The 17,810-nt window shown below is 42.6% G+C and carries 14 protein-coding genes and 1 riboswitch; all 14 genes read right to left on the minus strand.

Going from position 1 to position 17,810, the window contains the following annotated elements:
• Nucleotides 1-443 precede the first annotated feature (443 nt).
• Nucleotides 444-2,468 carry a thioredoxin domain-containing protein gene (locus tag IEV91_RS06100; protein ID WP_188496539.1) on the minus strand — a complete coding sequence of 675 codons (2,025 nt, stop codon included), beginning with the start codon at nt 2,466-2,468 and terminating at the stop codon, nt 444-446.
• Between the two features lie 140 nt (nt 2,469-2,608).
• Nucleotides 2,609-3,376: a 3-oxoacyl-ACP reductase gene (locus tag IEV91_RS06105; RefSeq protein WP_188496540.1), complete on the minus strand. Its 768-nt coding sequence runs from the start codon at nt 3,374-3,376 to the stop codon at nt 2,609-2,611.
• 18 nt (nt 3,377-3,394) lie between these two features.
• Nucleotides 3,395-4,855, minus strand: coding sequence for an acyl-CoA reductase (locus tag IEV91_RS06110; RefSeq protein WP_229745431.1), 1,461 nt, complete (start codon nt 4,853-4,855; stop codon nt 3,395-3,397).
• A complete protein-coding gene (locus IEV91_RS06115) occupies nt 4,855-5,991 on the minus strand; it encodes a LuxE/PaaK family acyltransferase (RefSeq protein WP_188496541.1) in 1,137 nt (378 codons plus the stop codon). The genes IEV91_RS06110 and IEV91_RS06115 overlap by 1 nt, the downstream gene beginning before the upstream one ends.
• 2 nt (nt 5,992-5,993) lie before the next feature.
• Nucleotides 5,994-7,325 carry a solute carrier family 23 protein gene (locus IEV91_RS06120; protein WP_188496542.1) on the minus strand — a complete coding sequence of 444 codons (1,332 nt, stop codon included), beginning with the start codon at nt 7,323-7,325 and terminating at the stop codon, nt 5,994-5,996.
• 105 nt (nt 7,326-7,430) lie between these two features.
• Nucleotides 7,431-7,535, minus strand: a riboswitch (TPP riboswitch).
• Between the two features lie 336 nt (nt 7,536-7,871).
• Nucleotides 7,872-8,654, minus strand: coding sequence for an SDR family NAD(P)-dependent oxidoreductase (locus IEV91_RS06125; protein ID WP_188496543.1), 783 nt, complete (start codon nt 8,652-8,654; stop codon nt 7,872-7,874).
• Nucleotides 8,655-8,759: 105 nt separating this feature from the next.
• Nucleotides 8,760-9,878: a galactonate dehydratase gene (dgoD, locus tag IEV91_RS06130; protein WP_188496544.1), complete on the minus strand. Its 1,119-nt coding sequence runs from the start codon at nt 9,876-9,878 to the stop codon at nt 8,760-8,762.
• Nucleotides 9,879-9,936: 58 nt separating this feature from the next.
• Nucleotides 9,937-11,133 (minus strand): enolase C-terminal domain-like protein, encoded by a 1,197-nt coding sequence (locus IEV91_RS06135; RefSeq protein WP_188496545.1) that lies wholly within the window; start codon nt 11,131-11,133, stop codon nt 9,937-9,939.
• A 14-nt stretch (nt 11,134-11,147) separates the two neighbouring features.
• Nucleotides 11,148-11,744 (minus strand): YesL family protein, encoded by a 597-nt coding sequence (locus IEV91_RS06140; protein ID WP_188496546.1) that lies wholly within the window; start codon nt 11,742-11,744, stop codon nt 11,148-11,150.
• Nucleotides 11,732-12,538 (minus strand): SDR family NAD(P)-dependent oxidoreductase, encoded by an 807-nt coding sequence (locus IEV91_RS06145; protein WP_229745432.1) that lies wholly within the window; start codon nt 12,536-12,538, stop codon nt 11,732-11,734. The genes IEV91_RS06140 and IEV91_RS06145 overlap by 13 nt, the downstream gene beginning before the upstream one ends.
• Nucleotides 12,539-12,544: 6 nt before the next feature.
• Nucleotides 12,545-13,378 (minus strand): carbohydrate ABC transporter permease, encoded by an 834-nt coding sequence (locus IEV91_RS06150; protein ID WP_188496548.1) that lies wholly within the window; start codon nt 13,376-13,378, stop codon nt 12,545-12,547.
• A 5-nt stretch (nt 13,379-13,383) separates the two neighbouring features.
• Nucleotides 13,384-14,298, minus strand: coding sequence for a carbohydrate ABC transporter permease (locus IEV91_RS06155; RefSeq protein WP_188496549.1), 915 nt, complete (start codon nt 14,296-14,298; stop codon nt 13,384-13,386).
• 64 nt (nt 14,299-14,362) lie between these two features.
• Nucleotides 14,363-15,733: an ABC transporter substrate-binding protein gene (locus tag IEV91_RS06160; protein WP_188496550.1), complete on the minus strand. Its 1,371-nt coding sequence runs from the start codon at nt 15,731-15,733 to the stop codon at nt 14,363-14,365.
• Between the two features lie 565 nt (nt 15,734-16,298).
• On the minus strand, nt 16,299-17,807 hold the full coding sequence (scpC, locus tag IEV91_RS06165; protein ID WP_188496670.1) for a succinyl-CoA:acetate CoA-transferase ScpC: 1,509 nt from the start codon (nt 17,805-17,807) through the stop codon (nt 16,299-16,301).
• Nucleotides 17,808-17,810: the final 3 nt, after the last annotated feature.

Genomic DNA, 17,810 nt, shown 5'->3' on the forward strand with positions numbered 1-17,810 from the left:
AAAGAGGTTGAGACAAAACAAAATAATGAATACAAATACCGAACAATGCGAGTTAAAAGATTGAGTAGGAAAAGGAGAGCGTAGTCAAAATACGGAGACTCCGACGGGAACAGCAACCAGCGTTACTTCTCGAATAAACTTCGAGTTGTTCCGAGAAAGCTGACGACGAAGCGGTACGAGTAGACGCAGGAACAGGGGGTTTTTATTCATAAATACTTGGGAAACCAAAAGACCCACTCCAAAGTGAGCTGAGGCCGTGCCCGCGGAAAGCGAAGTATTTTGACGAAGCGATTCACCTCATGCTAAGTATAAAGAAAAATCCGTCCATTCAAAAAAGAATGTTCGGATTTTTCTTTGAGTGAAATACTTCTGTCTTAGTATGTTTATTTTTATACTTTTTTCGATTTAAGTCTTGATAATATAAAAGGCACACCTCGGTTCATTTATAAATGTCTCTTTATCTGATCCACATCATTGGTCGGTCGCTGGCAGCTAAAGTTTTCGCATAAATAATAAGTCACCTTATCATTTAAAAGCTTAAATTCCGTCGTAAAGCTAGCCACTCCCGTGAGTTGATCGGTTGTTCCTGCAACCATGAACACGTCCGGGTGAAAATCAACGAGGCATTTCTCAGCAGCTTCTTTTGCGACGTCCTGCTGAGCTGCAAGAATCACAAGCTCCTTCGTTGGCATGTGCGTGAGCAAAAAGCTCGTCAATAAAGCGCTATGGCCCATGGGATAATGCTCGACTTCTTTTCCTAAGTTCTGAAGCATTTTATCGACATACATCTCAAAATCAATATTTCCTGTGCGACGAGCTAATTTAAATAACATCAGCGCTGCGATACTATTCCCTGAAGGCAATGCACCATCGTAAAGATCCTTTGGACGAAATACGAGTGATTCTGTTTTGTCGTTCAGATAAAATCCAAACCCTTCTTCATCCCAAAAATAAGTCACTGTTTGATCAGCTAAGTTCTCCATCACTCTTAAATAGTCGACATCAAAAGTGGCTTCATAAAGGGCATCACAAGCCCAAAGTAAGTAAGCATAATCATCGAGAAAACCCGTATGTTTGATCTCCCCTTCACGGTAACGGGCCATCAACCGTCCATCGCTCACCATCGTCTCCTTGATGAAAGTAAAAGCTTCTTCAGCTGCTTTCAAATAATGTTCCTCTTGAAAAATGCGAGCCGCAGTGGCTAATGCCGCAATAATCAACCCGTTCCAGCTCGTCAGTATTTTATCATCGCGATGCGGACGTACGCGCTGACTTCGTGCTTGCAAAAGGATGTGACGATTTTTCTCTAATTCAGCATGAAACTCTTTTAAAGTGAGTCCCTGATCCTCCGCTAATCTTCGTATATCCCGGCCAATAAGGTTAGGAATATTCTTTCCTTCAAAGTTTCCTTCTTCCGTTATATCATAGGCAATACAAAAACGTTCGCCTTCTTGATCACCAAGTAATGTGATGACTTCATCCGGGTCCCAAACGTAGAATTTACCCTCAACACCTTCTGAATCTGCATCCTCTGCCGAATAGAAGCCCCCCTTTTCATCACGCATTTCGCGGATAAGATAAGTAAAAATCCCATCCACAATCTTCTGATAGTCAGGATTTTGAGTGACTTGGTAAGCCTCTGAATAAGCGATCATCAACATGGCCTGATCATAGAGCATTTTTTCAAAGTGCGGGACAAGCCATTCACTATCAACGGAGTATCGTGCAAAACCGCCACCGATATGATCGTGAATACCCCCTTCTGCCATGCCCTCTAATGTTTTTTCAACCATGTTCAGCACCTGAGAGTCCTGCTTCCAGTGGGCATAGCGAAGCAGGAACAGTAATTGATGCGGAGCGGGAAACTTCGGCTCTGTACCGAATCCTCCATATTCAGGATCAAAGCTCTTCTTAAAATCCTCTATACACTCCTCAACAAGCTCCGGATTAAAAGCGGCAGAGGGCGCGCGATGACCTGCAAGAGCCTTGACAATTTCTTGACCAGCAGCTGTCAATTTCTCTTTATCCTTTTGATATTGGGTAGAGATTGACTTTAATACATCAATAAAGCCGGGTTGCCCATAGCGACTCTCTTTCGGGAAGTACGTTCCTGCAAAAAAGGGCTTTTGATCTGGCGTCATAAAAATACTTAATGGCCAGCCTCCCTGACCCGTTAAAGCTTGGCAAACGGTCATATAAACCGAATCGATATCCGGTCGCTCCTCACGATCCACTTTAATAGATACAAAGTATGTATTTAAAAGACCTGCAACCTCTTCATCTTCAAACGATTCGTGCGCAAACACGTGGCACCAATGACAGGTCGAGTAACCAATGGAAAGAAAAATCGGTTTGTTTTCTTTGCGAGCCTTTTCAAAAGCTTCATCACCCCAAGGGTACCAATCCACGGGGTTATTTTGATGCTGTAACAAATAGGGCGATTTTTCTTGCGCTAAACGATTTGGCATGTGGACACTTCCTTTCTATTTACAGTATAAACAAAAAGAAAGACGCCATTCTATATTAAATAGCGTCTGCTCACCATTCATTGACGAAAAGTGTGTTTAAGCTGACCCACACTCTGTTTTATAGAGCTAAACTCCCAATTCTATTTCATCACCAATCCGCCATCGACGTTCAAGCACTGGCCCGTGATAAACGAGGCCCAATCAGAAGCGAGAAATACAGCACTTCCCGCAATGTCATCGGGTGTTGCTAATCGATGCATCGGTGTGAGATCGATAATAGATTTTCTTACATTCTCTTGTGTTTCAGAACTAGAATCAGTGGGATAGGTTAAGCCTGGTGCAATTGCATTCACCGTGATGCCAAACGCACCTAACTCTTTGGCAAGGTTCCTTGTCAACCCAAGTAAGGCCATTTTCGATGTCGAGTAATCATGGTAAGGAACCACTGGAAAGTCAATTAAATTACTGACGACATTGATGATTCTCCCTGCCATTTGCGCTTTCATATAGGGCATCGCGGCTTTACAAATGTTAAACGCTCCATGGACATTGCCTTCCCATTGCTGCTCGAAGTCTTGCCATTCGATCTCCCAAGCTGTTTTTCTCGTTTTTGGGTTAAAAGTATAATGACTGAGGGCATTGTTCACGACTACATCAATGCCACCAAGAGCATCGGTAATCTCTGTCATCATGTGGTCCACTTGCTGGATATCCTGGACATCGGCCTGCATGGCGACTGCTTGTCCTCCCATAGCTTCGATGTCACTGACAACTTTTTCAGCAAGCGCCGTATTTTTTAGGTAGTTCACCACCACAAACGCGCCTTCAGTGGCAAATGTTTTGGCAATAGCGGCACCAATACCACGGCTTGCTCCTGTGACCACAACAATTTTATCCTTTAAATTCATCGGTTCATAGTCCCCTTCCTATTCGACGTCTGGATCAAAAGCTTCCATTTTCTGTTCGACATCCCGTTCGATATCCACTATGCGTACTAAATCAAGAAGATTAAAGCCGCCATCATGATGCCAGCCTGGTTTAGCACTGTTCATTTCGCCAACCGAGCAAATGCGATTAACGCCATAATGACCTAATCTATCAGCTAGAGTAAATAATCTATCCGGAGCCACCGCAAGACCACAGGATTGTAACAAGGATTGATAAGGCTTAATTGAAAGCACGTCCCTTTCCAAGTTTTCAGAAGAAAAAATATGAATTGAGCGATTTAACGGTGAGCCTTCAAAACCTGCTTCCTCATGATAAACCACCGTCCAAGCAGTGTTCGTTTGACTCGCATACACCTCTACTTGATCACCTTGTAAAGCCTCGAATTGATAGCGATCTCTCAATTTTTGGATGGCCATTGCTTCTTCATCAGTTAAGCGCGCTCGCGGCCTCTTTTTATGGTAACGCCCAAGTTCAGAAGCCAGTATTTGTGCAAACTGTTTTGGACTTATCGCCCCACCTTGTTCAACAAAAACCGATTGTGGCGCCAGACAACTTTGCTGATCATAGATCGAGATATCCTCAGCCAATTTATAAATCGTTTCATAATAAAGGTCCGGTGTTAAGGCTTCCTTACCAATCACTGCAAAACTGATCTTATGTCCGTAAGTTAAAAAAGGTTTATCAAGTGGGACTCTTTGTCGCATGGTTTCCACCGTTTTATTAGAGCCATACACAATAACCGCATCCGCGTTTGCAATCGCAGCATTCTCTAATTCTGCTGTTCCCCCTTTCCACGGGAGAATGGCAAGGGTTTCCGCTAACTTTTCATCCACTTCTTCCAAAGATTGAGCAAACAAAACGGGTAAGAGGGGTTCAGAGAGTGAGGTTTTCCCTAACGTTGCCGACTTGAGTAAAAGCCCCATGATAAGGCTCCAAATTTGCACGCCCGGCACATTCCCTGAAAAGACATGAAAGAGCGTGTTGGGGCCAAAGGCTCGACTCATCCCCCCCGATTTTCTTGGCCGAAATTCATCAAGCATTGCTGGTTGATCAAATTCTTCATCTAAAAAGCGGAGTAATTCCTTTTTTCGAAATGTCCTCATATACTTTTTTAATTCCAGACGAACCATGTCCTTATCGTAGCCTGTGATGACAGGGAGAAGTTGTTCTGCTCTTCGCCGCAATGGATAGTCTGGATCCAACCATTTTTGAATCGCCTGATCTATTTTCTCGACAATTTCCTGTGTTGTGAGGGAGGCAAGATAGCTCTCCCGATTCGCCTCAACCACATTCATCATTTGTTGAATGTCATCACTCGTAAGGCTGGGATACTTTAAATGATAAACCGTTCGTTCACCCTCAATGATCGCTTCGCTGAATTGAGTGAATGCCATCGTTTTAGGCACTTTATAGATAGATATCTCTTCTGCTATTGTCACTAACGCTGTCCACCACCTAAATTCGATTGCAGTAATTGATCGACGGCAATCGAACAGCCTCTTGCTTCTGATCCCTTTATTCTCCCAAGGAGCACAAAGCCATGTTCTGTCTTGCACCCTAAATCTTCTGTCAAAATGCCGAGACATGAATTCCAGTTAGCGAGATCATAGTGCGCAATCACGCCTGTTTCGCCAATCTTCACAGGATCTAGTGTGTTAGTATCTAGTATCACTGTCTTCACCCAAGCAGGTCCAGTTTTATCACGGATGACACTATCAGTCTCAGATGCTGTAAGTAGTGTTTGATCATAAATTTGTGAGCTCATCTCCGTCATCCCATACATATTCACGCAACCGTTGCGACCGACATTAAAATAGTTATAGAACCGAGCATACAATTGTTCCATCTCTACTTCTCGCGATTGTCCTTTAAATCCCCCTGTGTCAAAAATTCGACTCCCCTTTGCAAGTTGGAAAGTAATCTGATGTTCTTCTAAATAATCAAGAAAATGAACATAGGAAAAAGTCGCTCCCATTAACAGTACGGGTTCATTGCGCTCTGCACAATCTTTCAGAGCGTCTATTAATCCTTCCATATCCAGTCCATTTTCATTAAAGAAAAATCGACTATGATCAGAGCCGAATGTAGTGACTGCATGTGTTAAATACCTCGAAAGGGATGAGTTCTTATTTAAATCCTCTGCAGGTGAGAGAACAAAAATCGTCATTTCCTCTCGATCAGGCAGTACGAATGTTTTAAAAGGCCCTTCCATTGAGGCATCCCAAACGGAAAGATCAGGATGATAATTCTTCCCTTTCAACTCTGGATTGGTTGTTCCACTCGTCATAAAAACAGCCCGCACTTCTTCAATAGGTTCACACGATAATGAAAGCTGTTTAAAACCTTGAATCGGCATCGGTGGAATGTCCAGCCAATGCTTTACTGTTAGCGGTGTTCTTCTTCTTACTTGACAAAATTTCTTATAAGGTAAATTATTTTGAAACTGATAACGAAAGAGTTCAAGTGCTAACGTATTAAACTCTGTTTCAACTGTTTTAGGATGATGTACACCCAAATGATAGTGATCAATAAAGTGAAGGATGTCCTGTGTGATCTGTTGCGCTGCTTCTCTCATGTTCATGCTCCTTTCTTAACCCAGTGAGGAATGTTCACAAAGACTAATTGCAATAAAATTGACATAAAAGCGCCAACGAAAAGACTATTGGACAGAAATGTTCCTACTGTCCCCTTCACCCCTGTTGTATAAGCAGGCAATGATATGGCCAGCAAAATCGATAAACCAATAATCATAACGTTTTTTTCCGAATGCTCCACCTTTGCAAGAATCGAAATACCTGTGTATACCAAGGTCGCTGCTGCTGGCAAAAAGATCCCTCCCACAACTGCATCGGGTGTTAAAGCAAGTAGCGCGCCTGCTTTTGGCACGAAGCCAAACACTAAAAAAATCACTCCCGCTACCATGACGGGATACCTTGATCCGACACCTGTTAATCTGAGTAAACCTACATTCTGAGCATAGCCGGTTGTAGGAAAGCCGCCAATAAGTGAGGATACAAAGGATCCCGCCGCCTCCCCTGCAAAGCCATTGCGCACGCGTTTCGCATGCATCTCTGTTTTTAATATGGTGGCTGAGGCTTGATAAACGCCCATGGCTTCGATGACAGCAACAATGTAAGCAATGAAAAAAGTAAGAAAAGTCCCCCATTCAAACTTTAAACCGCCATAAGGAAGAAAATGAGGAAAACCAAACCAGTCCTTATCAGCAAGCATCGAAAACTGTGTTTGTCCCAAAACAACAGCAATAATGTCTCCAACGACGAGAGCAATCAGAAATGAGAACGATCGCCACACTCCATTTCCAAAAATCGATAATAATAAAACAATAATGGCCGTTGGGACCGACAAAATGAGTGTGGCAGGACTTGCAAAACCCTTATCCCCCGGTGACCCACCTAAGAATTCTGATAAGGTAAATCCAGATAAGGAAATCCCAACTAGAAAGATGACCGTCCCAGAAACGACCGGTGTGAATAATACTTTCAAACGACCGATCACACTAGTAATAGAGAGAATAAAAACGATCATCGCGCTAAGAAAAATCCCGCCACTTGCCGCTGCTAAACCACTCTGTTTACCTGTTGAAATCATAATCGAGTCGAACGCCGCCGATGGCCCTTGAACGATCGGTAATTTGACAAGTTTCGTCGCTTGCACCAATGTGACGATCCCCGCGGTAATAAAGATTGCGTTCACGATATTGGCAGAGAGTGATAGAGGTAAGCCAATCATTGCTGCAACAAAAATAGGGTCTAGCCATACATTTGATACAAACACATGCTGAAGGCCATATAAAAAATTTTTGCCCGGTGACAATGTCTCATCAGGTCCAATGGTCAGCTCTTGCTGAGGATAATATTTTTCTTTTGATTCTTCTCTTAATTCTTCCATGTTCATCTTCCCTTCTTCACAGTGGCAAATCCATTGTTTTCCTACAAAAACAATAAAAAGCTAGATCCGAATGGACCTAGCTTAGAGAGTAAGAGAAAAATGAGCCGTTTCACTTAACTACTTCCCTACGCTGGCATGATCCAGATCAGGTCAAAAGGGTTAAAAAACAAGCGTTTTTCTCTCAGCCGAAAGGCACCCCTAGTAGTTTGCCATTATGCAATTTATATTCATCATAACGCCAAGGTTTTCATAAGTAAAGCATGAGCTTTTAATTTCTTTATAGCCCAGCATACAAACGCAAGTCATGCTAGGCTAAAGCAATATTACGATGGAACCAAAGAGTAATCGTTACATCTTTTTGCCTATCATACGCATGATACAGACAAAACAAAAAGTAGACCGCCCGGGATGGCATTGGTCTACTTTTCTTAATTAACTGCACCGCCTTTCCTCGAAAGAAGACATTGAATCACAAGCCAACAGCCCCTTCCTCGAAGTGGGAGGATTTCAATTCCTTATGAAAATGTCCCTTCTCATCCCTATCTTTCACCAATCGAGATGAATGGTTTCACCACCGTCTACTGGAACGATAGCGCCTGTCATAAACGCAGCCTTTTCACTGGCTAAGAAAACCACCGGGTAACCAATAAATTTCGGTTCCCCGACGACACCGAGGGGCGTATTATAGGCTGCTTTTTCTAAGGCCGCCTCACGTTCCTTATCAGATAGGACTTCTAACCGCTTTTGAAAATCCTTAGAGATTGACATGCCTGGCAAAACAGTATTCACACGAATGCCTGCAGGGGCAAACTCGAGGGCTAATCCCCGCGTCATAGAAACAATGCCACCTTTGGCTGCGGCGTAAACTGAGAAATGAGGTCGTGTCGCTAAAGCATGAACGGAGGCAATATTGACTATCGCACCACCACCCTGAGCTTTCATATGGGGAACCACTTGTTGGGTCATTAAAAAATGACCACGTAAGTCTGTTTGAATCAGCTGATCAAATTCCTCGACGGTAAAATCTAGTGATGATTTATACATATGCGTCCCAATATCATTGACCAATACATCAATTCTTCCATAATGTTCAATCACAGTCTCTACAGCCTGTTTGATCTCATCTAAATGACGGACATTCATCTGCAAAAACATAACCTCATAACCTTTTTCACGAAACGCCACTTGTGTTTGGATGCCGTCTTCCTCATTCCAATCGGCAATAACCACGCGACTGCCCTCTTCTAAGAAATCACTCACAATCCCTCTCCCTATACCATTCGCTCCGCCTGTGACTAAAACTATTTTTTCTTTCAGCCCTAAGTCCATCCCTTGACCTCCCTTGTTATATAGATAGTGAATGTCTATGAATCGTGTCGTAATGACTCCCAAATCTACTGTCCGTTAGAGCCAACGCCGTTTTCTCAAAAACTTCTACCAATCAGCAACCGATCCATCATCTTCATGGAACCAACGCGGGGAATCCCATACTCCATCGTAACGTTTGTCTTCTAACAAAGTCTCATCTACTTCTATACCTAGACCGGGTGCCGTGGGAACATCGATGTAACCGTCTTTAACCTCGAATGGTGTTTTAATATACCCTTCGCCTAAATGGACGTGTTCTTGTGCCAAGAAATTGGCTGAAACTGCTGAGACTTGAAGACTTGCGGCCAAATTAATGGGACCTAGCGGATTATGCGGAGCAAAAGCAGCAAAATGCGCCTCTGCTAAGCGGGCAATGTTTAACGCTTCAGAAATACCGCCACAATGAGCGAGATCGGGTTGGACAATGGTTGCAGCTTGTTTTGAAAGTAACTCGCGAAATGCATATTTCGTATAGAGCCGTTCTCCTGTTGCAATGGGAATACTTGTCGCTCGAGCAATACGCGCCATCTCATCAAGTTCTTCTGATAAACACGGTTCTTCAACAAAGAGCGGATTTAATCGTTCTAACTCCTTACATAGTTTGATAGCAAGGGCAGGTTGAATACGGCCATGAAAATCGACAGCAAAATCATTTTCAGGACCAATCGCATCGCGAATGACTTCGAAACGCTCGATTTCCCGCTGAATCCAGGCGGGGGATTCTAAAAATCTGGCTGGATTGGCAATTGATGTCTTCACAGCGGTAAATCCAGCTTCAACTGCTTTTTTGGCACTCGCATGAATGTCATCCAATGTCTCCCCACCGACATGACCATACATGCGAATACGCTCTCTGACCGCTCCACCTAAAAGTTGAGAAACAGGGACATTCAACCATTTCCCTAAGATATCCCAAAGCGCCTGATCAATAGCGCTCACAGCACTCGTTAATACAGGACCACCATGATAAAAAGTCCCACGGTAATTGGATTGCCATAGATGCTGAATTCTCCGGGGATCCTCTCCGATCAAGTGCGGCTCTAATTCCCGAATCGCCATTTCAACAGTACGAGAGCGCCCTTCAACTATAGCTTCTCCCCATCCGACGAGACCTTCATCTGTCGAGACTTTTAAAAACGACCATCTCGGGCGTACATGAATGATGTCAAGATTTGTTATTTTCATTGATTCCGAACCTCCTAGTTATGTAGATTGAGTTGACTCATGTATTGAATAGCCATCATCACGGCCGCACAGGCGTTCCATCTGGAAGCCGAGCCAAAGTCCACGCCGGAAGATCATGGTAAGGGGGATATTTCTTTGCTTTTTCTTCATCAATATCAATGCCTAACCCCGGTTCATCATTCACATAAACATAGCCACCTCGTAGTTCAGGTAACCCTTGGAACACATCGTAAATCGGTTCTGAGAAGCCTGCCCATTCTTGAATACCAAAATTAGGGGACACTAAATCCAAATGCACATCGGCTGCGTGCCCTACAGGAGAAGTATCACCAGGTCCATGCCAAGCTGTCCTTACGCCAAAAGCTTCACAGAAAGCAGCTAGTTTTCGTGCAGGAGTAATACCGCCAATTTGGCTAATATGAATGCGGATGAAATCAATCAGACGATTCGTAATTAAAGATTTGTATTCCATCGGATTATTAAAGAGTTCTCCCATAGCAATCGGAGTCGCACATTGCTGACGAATCATTTGAAAATACTCAGTTTGCTCTGGAGGAAGAGCGTCTTCTAAGAAAAATAAGCGATAGGGTTCCACGGTTTTTGCCAGACGAACCGCTTCGATAGGCGCAAGGCGTTCATGAATATCGTGGAGCAATTCCACACCAAACCCAATCTTATCGCGCAAATGATCGAACAATTTGGGAACACTTTGCGCATACTGATCCGGATCATAATAGGCGCCCGGCAGTGCCCCTTTTGGCCTTTCAAGTGATTTCCCACCGTAACCGTTCAATTGGCAGCGGATATAATGTAACCCTTGCTCCATATATTTCAAAACATTTTCCTCGACCTCATGGACATCTTGGCCATCGGCATGTCTATAAACAGCAACCCCTTCACGGACCTTGCCCCCTAATAATTGATAAAGGGGCATATTGGCTAATTTTCCTTTGATATCCCAAAGTGCCTGATCCACACCTGATAATGCATTGTTCATAATGGGACCGTTTCTCCAGTATCCGCTGACATTTGCACTGTTCCAAATATCCTCTATGCGCTGTGGATCTTTTCCTATTAAAAAGGGTCTAAGATATTCTTCAACCGCCGTTTTTACCGCCAAATGCCGTTGGGTAAAAGTTGCACATCCGATCCCATATAATTCTGGTTCATTAGTCTCAACTTTTACGATCACTAAATTAATACCTTCAGGTGCTGTGAGAATCACACGAACATCTTTTATTTGCAAAGCACACATTTTATTTTCACTCCTTATTGAGATTGAGCTTCAGGAAAGGTTTTTTGCACAATGACTGTGCACAGAAATGCAAACAGGGTGACGCCGCAAAGCGGTACAAATTTAAAGAAAGTCAACGTCAAGCTAATATAGAGGTAACCTAATGTCATAGTCATCAAGAAAACAGAGCGGAAAGGATGAGCCATTGCAAGTAAAAAGGTGAATTTTATTTGCTTAAAAAAGCCGGTGTCATAATGGGCAAAAACAGGCCCGATGTAAAGAAGCATGGTGAAGAAAACCAGTGACGCCAGCTGGCACAAAAACGTAAAGATCCCATTATGATAAAAGTTCTGGTCTGCCCGCAAAAACAACCACATCAACACGAACCCATAACCCGTAATTTGAGACTTCTTAAATTCACTTTTATAATATAGCCAAAAGGTCGAAAAAATCGGGACCTCTTCTTGAAATGCCCATTTTCTTATAATAGCAAAGACCGCTGCCGTAGCCGGAAACACCCCAAGGATGACACCCCCCATGAGTGAAAACAATACCCACAGCAGATTCAAATAAATAAGTTTGGTGAACCGATCTAAAAAGTGATAGAGTGGACTTTCGACTAAGGTTTGCATGGTACATTCCCCCACCCATAGTCATCATACCCATCAGGCACTCGCTCCGGCATTCCAGGAAGAATGAGACCTCCATCCACAGGAATCACGATGCCCGTGACATAAGCAGCTTTGTCAGACACAAGCCAGGTCACTGCCTGGGCTATATCATCCGGTGTTCCAGCTCTTCCTAAAGGTATACGTTTTCCGAGTTGCTTATAAAAGTGATTGGTTGCATCATTATGGCGGACTTGAATCGCACCTGGTGCCACACAATTGACCCGAATCCCGTACGGGGCTAAATCTAGCGCCATCGATTTCGTCGATCGAATTAATGCTGCTTTTAAACCTCCATATACTCCATCGCGCGGATAACCTTGAATCCCCCGTGTCGAAGCTGTATGAACAATACTTCCTTGGATCCCCTCCTCTATCATGTGTTGACTGGCATACTGCGTTAACAAATAAGGGGCTCGATAATTCAGCCCAAAGAGCAGATTTAAGGATTCTACTTTTGTCTCTAGTACACTCTCCATAATCGTTCGACCGGCATTGTTGACAAGAACATCAATGTGCCCTAATGTCTCTAAAGCTTGATCAAAGAGGACCCGCGGAAAGGTTTCTTCCGCTAAATCCCCTTCAAAAAATGTGCAAGCAACAGAATAGGTTTGTTCAATATCCCTTTTAACATTGGTGGCATTTTCTACATCTTGATAATGTGAACATACTAAATCGTAACCTTCTTTGGCGAGGGCATAGGCAATGCCTTTTCCTATGCCACTACTTGCACCCGTAATCAGTGCTTTCTTTTGCATCATCTCTCACCCTTTCAATCCTGTTGTGACAATACCCTCGACTAAATATTTTTGACCAAAGAAGAAGGCAAAAATAGTCGGGATCGTCAGTAAAACAGCAGCAGCATCAATGACCGGCTTTAAAATAATGGTAGGGTTATTAGGCAACGTGTAGCTTGAACCAAGAAGTGCCGTTGCCAAATTCCATTTCGTACTATCTAAAAACATATAAGGAGTGAGATAATCCCCCCATGAAGATTGAAAGGACATGACCGCTACCGTGACTACGATTGGAATGGAGATCGGCATTAGAATTCGCCACAATATCCCCAATGAACTGCAGCCATCTATTCGAGCCGATTCATCCAATTCCTTCGGTAAGGTTAAGAAAAATTGGCGATACAAGAAAATGAAGAAAGCGTTTCCACCAATTCCCCAAAAGAACCATGGTAAATACGTATTCGTTAACCCGATTTTATTAAAGAAAATATATGTCGGAATCTGTGTCACTAATGGAGGTACCATCATCGTTGAAATAATGAGTATGAAAAAGAAACTTTTTCCTGGTGCTCTAAAGCGAGCAAAACCATACGCTACAACGGCACTGGAAACTGTCGTTAAGACAACTGTAAGTCCTGAAATAATAATGGAGCTCCACAGATAGTCCATAAAAGGAATGAGCGTGACAGCCAGTTTATAATTACTCAAATGGACACTCGAAGGCAGCAAGGAAACGGTTGCGTACACATCATTTAAGGAATTGCCAAATGTCCAAAGCGCTGGAAAAGCAAAAATAGCGGCTAATACGATCACCACAATGTAGAGCACAACCCTATTTAAACGACTTTTTTGATTGACCATATCTCTCACTCCTCACCTGATTCGTAATAAACCCAATAACGACTCGTGAAGAAAACAATGAGTGATAGTATGAAAACGACGATAAATAACACCCAAAGCAATGCCAGCCCATAACTGTAACGATTATTCGTAAAGATTTGGATCCAGGCATTGACAACATACAAATAGATGGGTTGTAGAGGAACCGTATTCCAACTTGCCCCTGGGGTTAACAACATCGGTTGTGCAAACATTTGTAATGATCCGATGATTCCCATTATAACATTATAGAAAATGACTGGGGTAGTAAGAGGAATCGTTATTTTCCAAAACTTTTGAAAAGATCCCGCCCCATCAATAGCCGCCGATTCATACAAACTTTGTGGGACATTTTTTAATCCAGCCAAATAAATCATTAATGCCCCACCCGATCCCCAAAGCATCATGAGCACAAGCGAAGTTTGGGCTAAGTTGTATCCCATCCAATTGATAGGATGAATGCCTAAGTAACCTAAAATAATATTGATCACGCCATCCTGCCTTCCATACATCACTTGCCACATCAATCCGGCCGCAATAACAGGAAAAACAGAAGGCAAATAAAAAACCGTTCTAAAAAAAGGCAACCCTTTTATTTTATTATTAAGGAGTACCGCAAGTAGAAAGCCAATCGCTGTACTTAAAGGGACAATCACGATACTTAAAATAATGGTACGAAATAGGGAACTAATCGCATCATCATCATGAAAAACGGTACTAAAATTACTCAATCCCACCCAATGAAGTTGATTGAAATTGAACCCCGTATAATTCGTACAAGCAAGGTATAGTCCCCACAATAGTGGGAGTAATCCTAGTGCGAAGAAAACAAGGAGCCAGGGTGAAATTAAAAGATAAAAGGAAAGGGCCTCACGTTTTTTTGACGGACTCATTTTCTGCATTTTTCATCACTCCTTTATCAACCCTTTAGGATAGAAATCAGAACTCTTTATGAATGAATAACGCTTATTTAATGCCAAGATCTTGCTTTCCTTGTTTAATGAGAGCATTTAGAGCCTTATCAATTTTTTTTGCGGCATTAGGTACTGTATCCTTACCGTAATAAACAGGAATCATGTACTTGGAAAGGACAGTGTTGACCGCCGTTAGATCTAAAAAGGGGTTATAGTTTAAAATTGGTGAAGCATACTCTAACTCTGCGGTTTGTACTTTTAATACCTGTTGGTCAAATGCTGTCTTATTTGGCAGCTCACTCATTTTCGATTCCCAAGCTGGCAAACCCCATCCCGATTTCGCCCGATCATCCGCAGGTTCACCACCAAAGAGATATTTAAAGACCTCCCAAGCCTGGTCAGGATGTTTTGTACCCGAGTAAATAATGCCACCAACCGCCGCTCCTGTGGGATTGATGCGCGTCCCACCGGCTTCAACCGCTGCAGGAATCATCTCAAAGTTATTGATATCAAATGGCTTGCCATCAACCTTTTTGCCTATTTCTCCTCTGAGCATACCAGAATACCAATAGCCGGAAATAAGCATTGCTTGCTTTCCTTGAACAAACAGATTGGTCGATGAATTGGGATCTTGGTTCAAAGGATTGGGACCGAGGTTTGCCTTGACAACATCTACCCATCTTTCAAGTAACCGAATCGCTGTTGGACTTTCAAAATTGGCCTTCCCAAAATCGGCCTTCCAAGGAGACTCGCCGAGTTGCGCCAACTGCAAGAGCATTAAACTATTGGTCGCCATCGTATTGTTATTGTAATAGCCTAGTCCATATTGGGTCACAGCACCTTTCGCATTGATTTTCGTCAATTGTTTCGCTAAACTAAACACTTCATCCCATGTCATAGGCTCAGTCGTACTTGGAAGAGGCACGCCCTCTTTTTTAAAAATGGCCTTATTGATCCAAATCGCAAAATCCTGAGACCAATCCTTGGCGAAACCATAATAATCCCCGGTCCCCTGTTTTCCTGTCTTCTTGTCATATTGATATTCCTTAGCAACAGGCATGAATGTCGATGTGTCGGAAAACTGTGGATCCTTATCAAAATAAGATTGCAAATCCATCGCTATCCCTTTATTGATGTAATTCCCTAATTGTGAAGCTGCTTGAATCCGTATGATGTCTGGGGCATTCCCTGACGCTAATAAAGCTTGTAATTTCCCGGGAGAACTGATGTCAATGTACTTGATTTGTACCTTTTTATGCGTTTTGTTAAAAGCCGCGATTTCAGCATCCGTGAACTCGGTTCCACTAAAACCGACTTTAATGACCACGGTACGACCTGACCCTTTACTTGAAGTAGACTGACAACCCGTGAGTATAAAAGAAAAGGTTAAAACAAATGCCATTACCCATACAAGCTTTTTCATAATATCCTCCTCCCATTCACATTTTGTAACCGCTTACAAGTTAAATTGGATTATGTATATGATTTTTGATAGACATTTAGAACTTTACATTCTAACATTTTTTTAAACTCTATTACTATCCCTCCTTACACTTTACGACCATTTATTTTGGATTAGCTTATCTTATCGCAATGGACAGCCTGTTCGTGCTATCACACTCACACACTAAGATTATCGCCAAGTCTTAGTAGCGAAAGCCAACGTTCTAACCTTATAAAAATAGAGACAGTCCCATTTAGGAACTCTCTCTTGTTTAATGTCCCTCATTGAGGTCACCTACAGGTACATCTTGGATCTAATCAAGATGATCCAAAGGAAAAAATCGGGCGATTTCTGTTTCTTCGTGGACATTTTGAGTATAAACCTTGTACCCCCCATACAAAGCATTAATGGTATGTGACGAATCAATGATTCCTTCAAGAGCCGCCTTGAACTGAGCTGAGCCACTATTTAATAGTAGTCGTATACCCTTTTTACAGAACTAATTTTTAAGTATTTTTTATTAGGTAAAAGGTAGCAATACTATTCAGTCCGCTGAAACAGTAGGGTTCATAGTTCCATACTTTTTAAAATTGCTGTGCCATGAGAATGCCTTTTCTAAAACATGCGGTGTTTGCCCTCCTCCTTTAAGGGCCTCTTTATAATAATCCCACAGTTTTTCTCGATAAAGAGGATGAGCACACTTCTCAATAATTAAAGCCACGCGTTCTCTTGGGGCTAAACCGCGTAAATCGGCATATCCCTGTTCGGTCACGATAATATCTACATCATGCTCTGTATGATCAACATGAGAAACAAACGGAACCACACTCGAAATGTTCCCCTCTTTGGCTATCGATTTCGTTACAAAAATGGCTAATCTCGAATGACGAGCAAAATCTCCGGAACCGCCAATACCATTCATCATATTAGTACCTAACACATGCGTCGAATTTACATTGCCGTAGAGATCCACTTCAAGCGCAGTATTGATTGAGATTAAACCTAAGCGGCGAATTATTTCCGGATGATTTGAAATTTCTTGTGGCCTTAACACTAATTTTTCACGATACTTCTCAAAGTGTGCGAAGACTTGCTTCATTTTTGCATCGGAAAGCGTCATAGAGCAACAAGAGGCAAAAGACACTTTACCCGCATCAATCAGATCAAACACAGCATCTTGTAAAACCTCTGAATAGACCTTTAAATGACTGAATTCAGATTCTAAAAAGCCATGAAAAACGGCATTGGCAACTGATCCAATCCCCGATTGAAGCGGAGCTAAACTCTCAGTTAATCGCCCAGCTGCGATTTCAGCTCTGAAAAAATGAATTAAGTGCTTAGCCATCGTTTGCGTCGTTTTGTCCGGAGGAACAATTGTGGATGGAGAGTCTAATTGATGAGTAAACACGATTCCCTTAATTTTATCTACATCCACTTGGATTCCCTTTACACCAATACGATCTTCTGGCTTTGTTATTGGAATTGGATTCCGTTCCCCTTGCTGACCAACCTCATACAAATCATGAACGCCTTCTAGGGCTAAAGGCTGTGCCGTGTTGATCTCAACAATAATTTCTTGGGCATGTTGCGCAAAAACTAAAGAATTGCCGACAGAGGTCGTTGGGATAATCATTCCTTCTCCGGTTATTGTAATCGCTTCCACAATTGCGAAATCAATAGGCTCTAACACACGGTTACGTATATACTCCGCAGTATGGGATAAATGCTGATCAACAAATAAGAACTCACCTTCATTAATCCTTTTTCGCATGGTTGCATCTGCCTGGAAAGGTAATCGTTTTCTTAATATCCCCGCTTCAGCAAATAATTTATCAATATCTGATCCGAGAGAAGCTCCAGTAAATACATTAACTTTAAATTTTTCATGTTGAGCCCGTTTAACGAGGGCTGTCGGTACCGCTTTCACATCACCGGCACGTGTAAATCCACTGAGCCCTAAAGTCATACCATCTTCAATCCAGGAGGCTGCCTGCTCAGCAGTAACGACTCGATGTCTTAATTTTGGGTTTTGAATACGTTCGAAGTTGTTCATCTT

Source organism: Pullulanibacillus pueri (genome assembly GCF_014639255.1).
GTDB classification, from domain to species: domain Bacteria; phylum Bacillota; class Bacilli; order Bacillales; family Sporolactobacillaceae; genus Pullulanibacillus; species Pullulanibacillus pueri.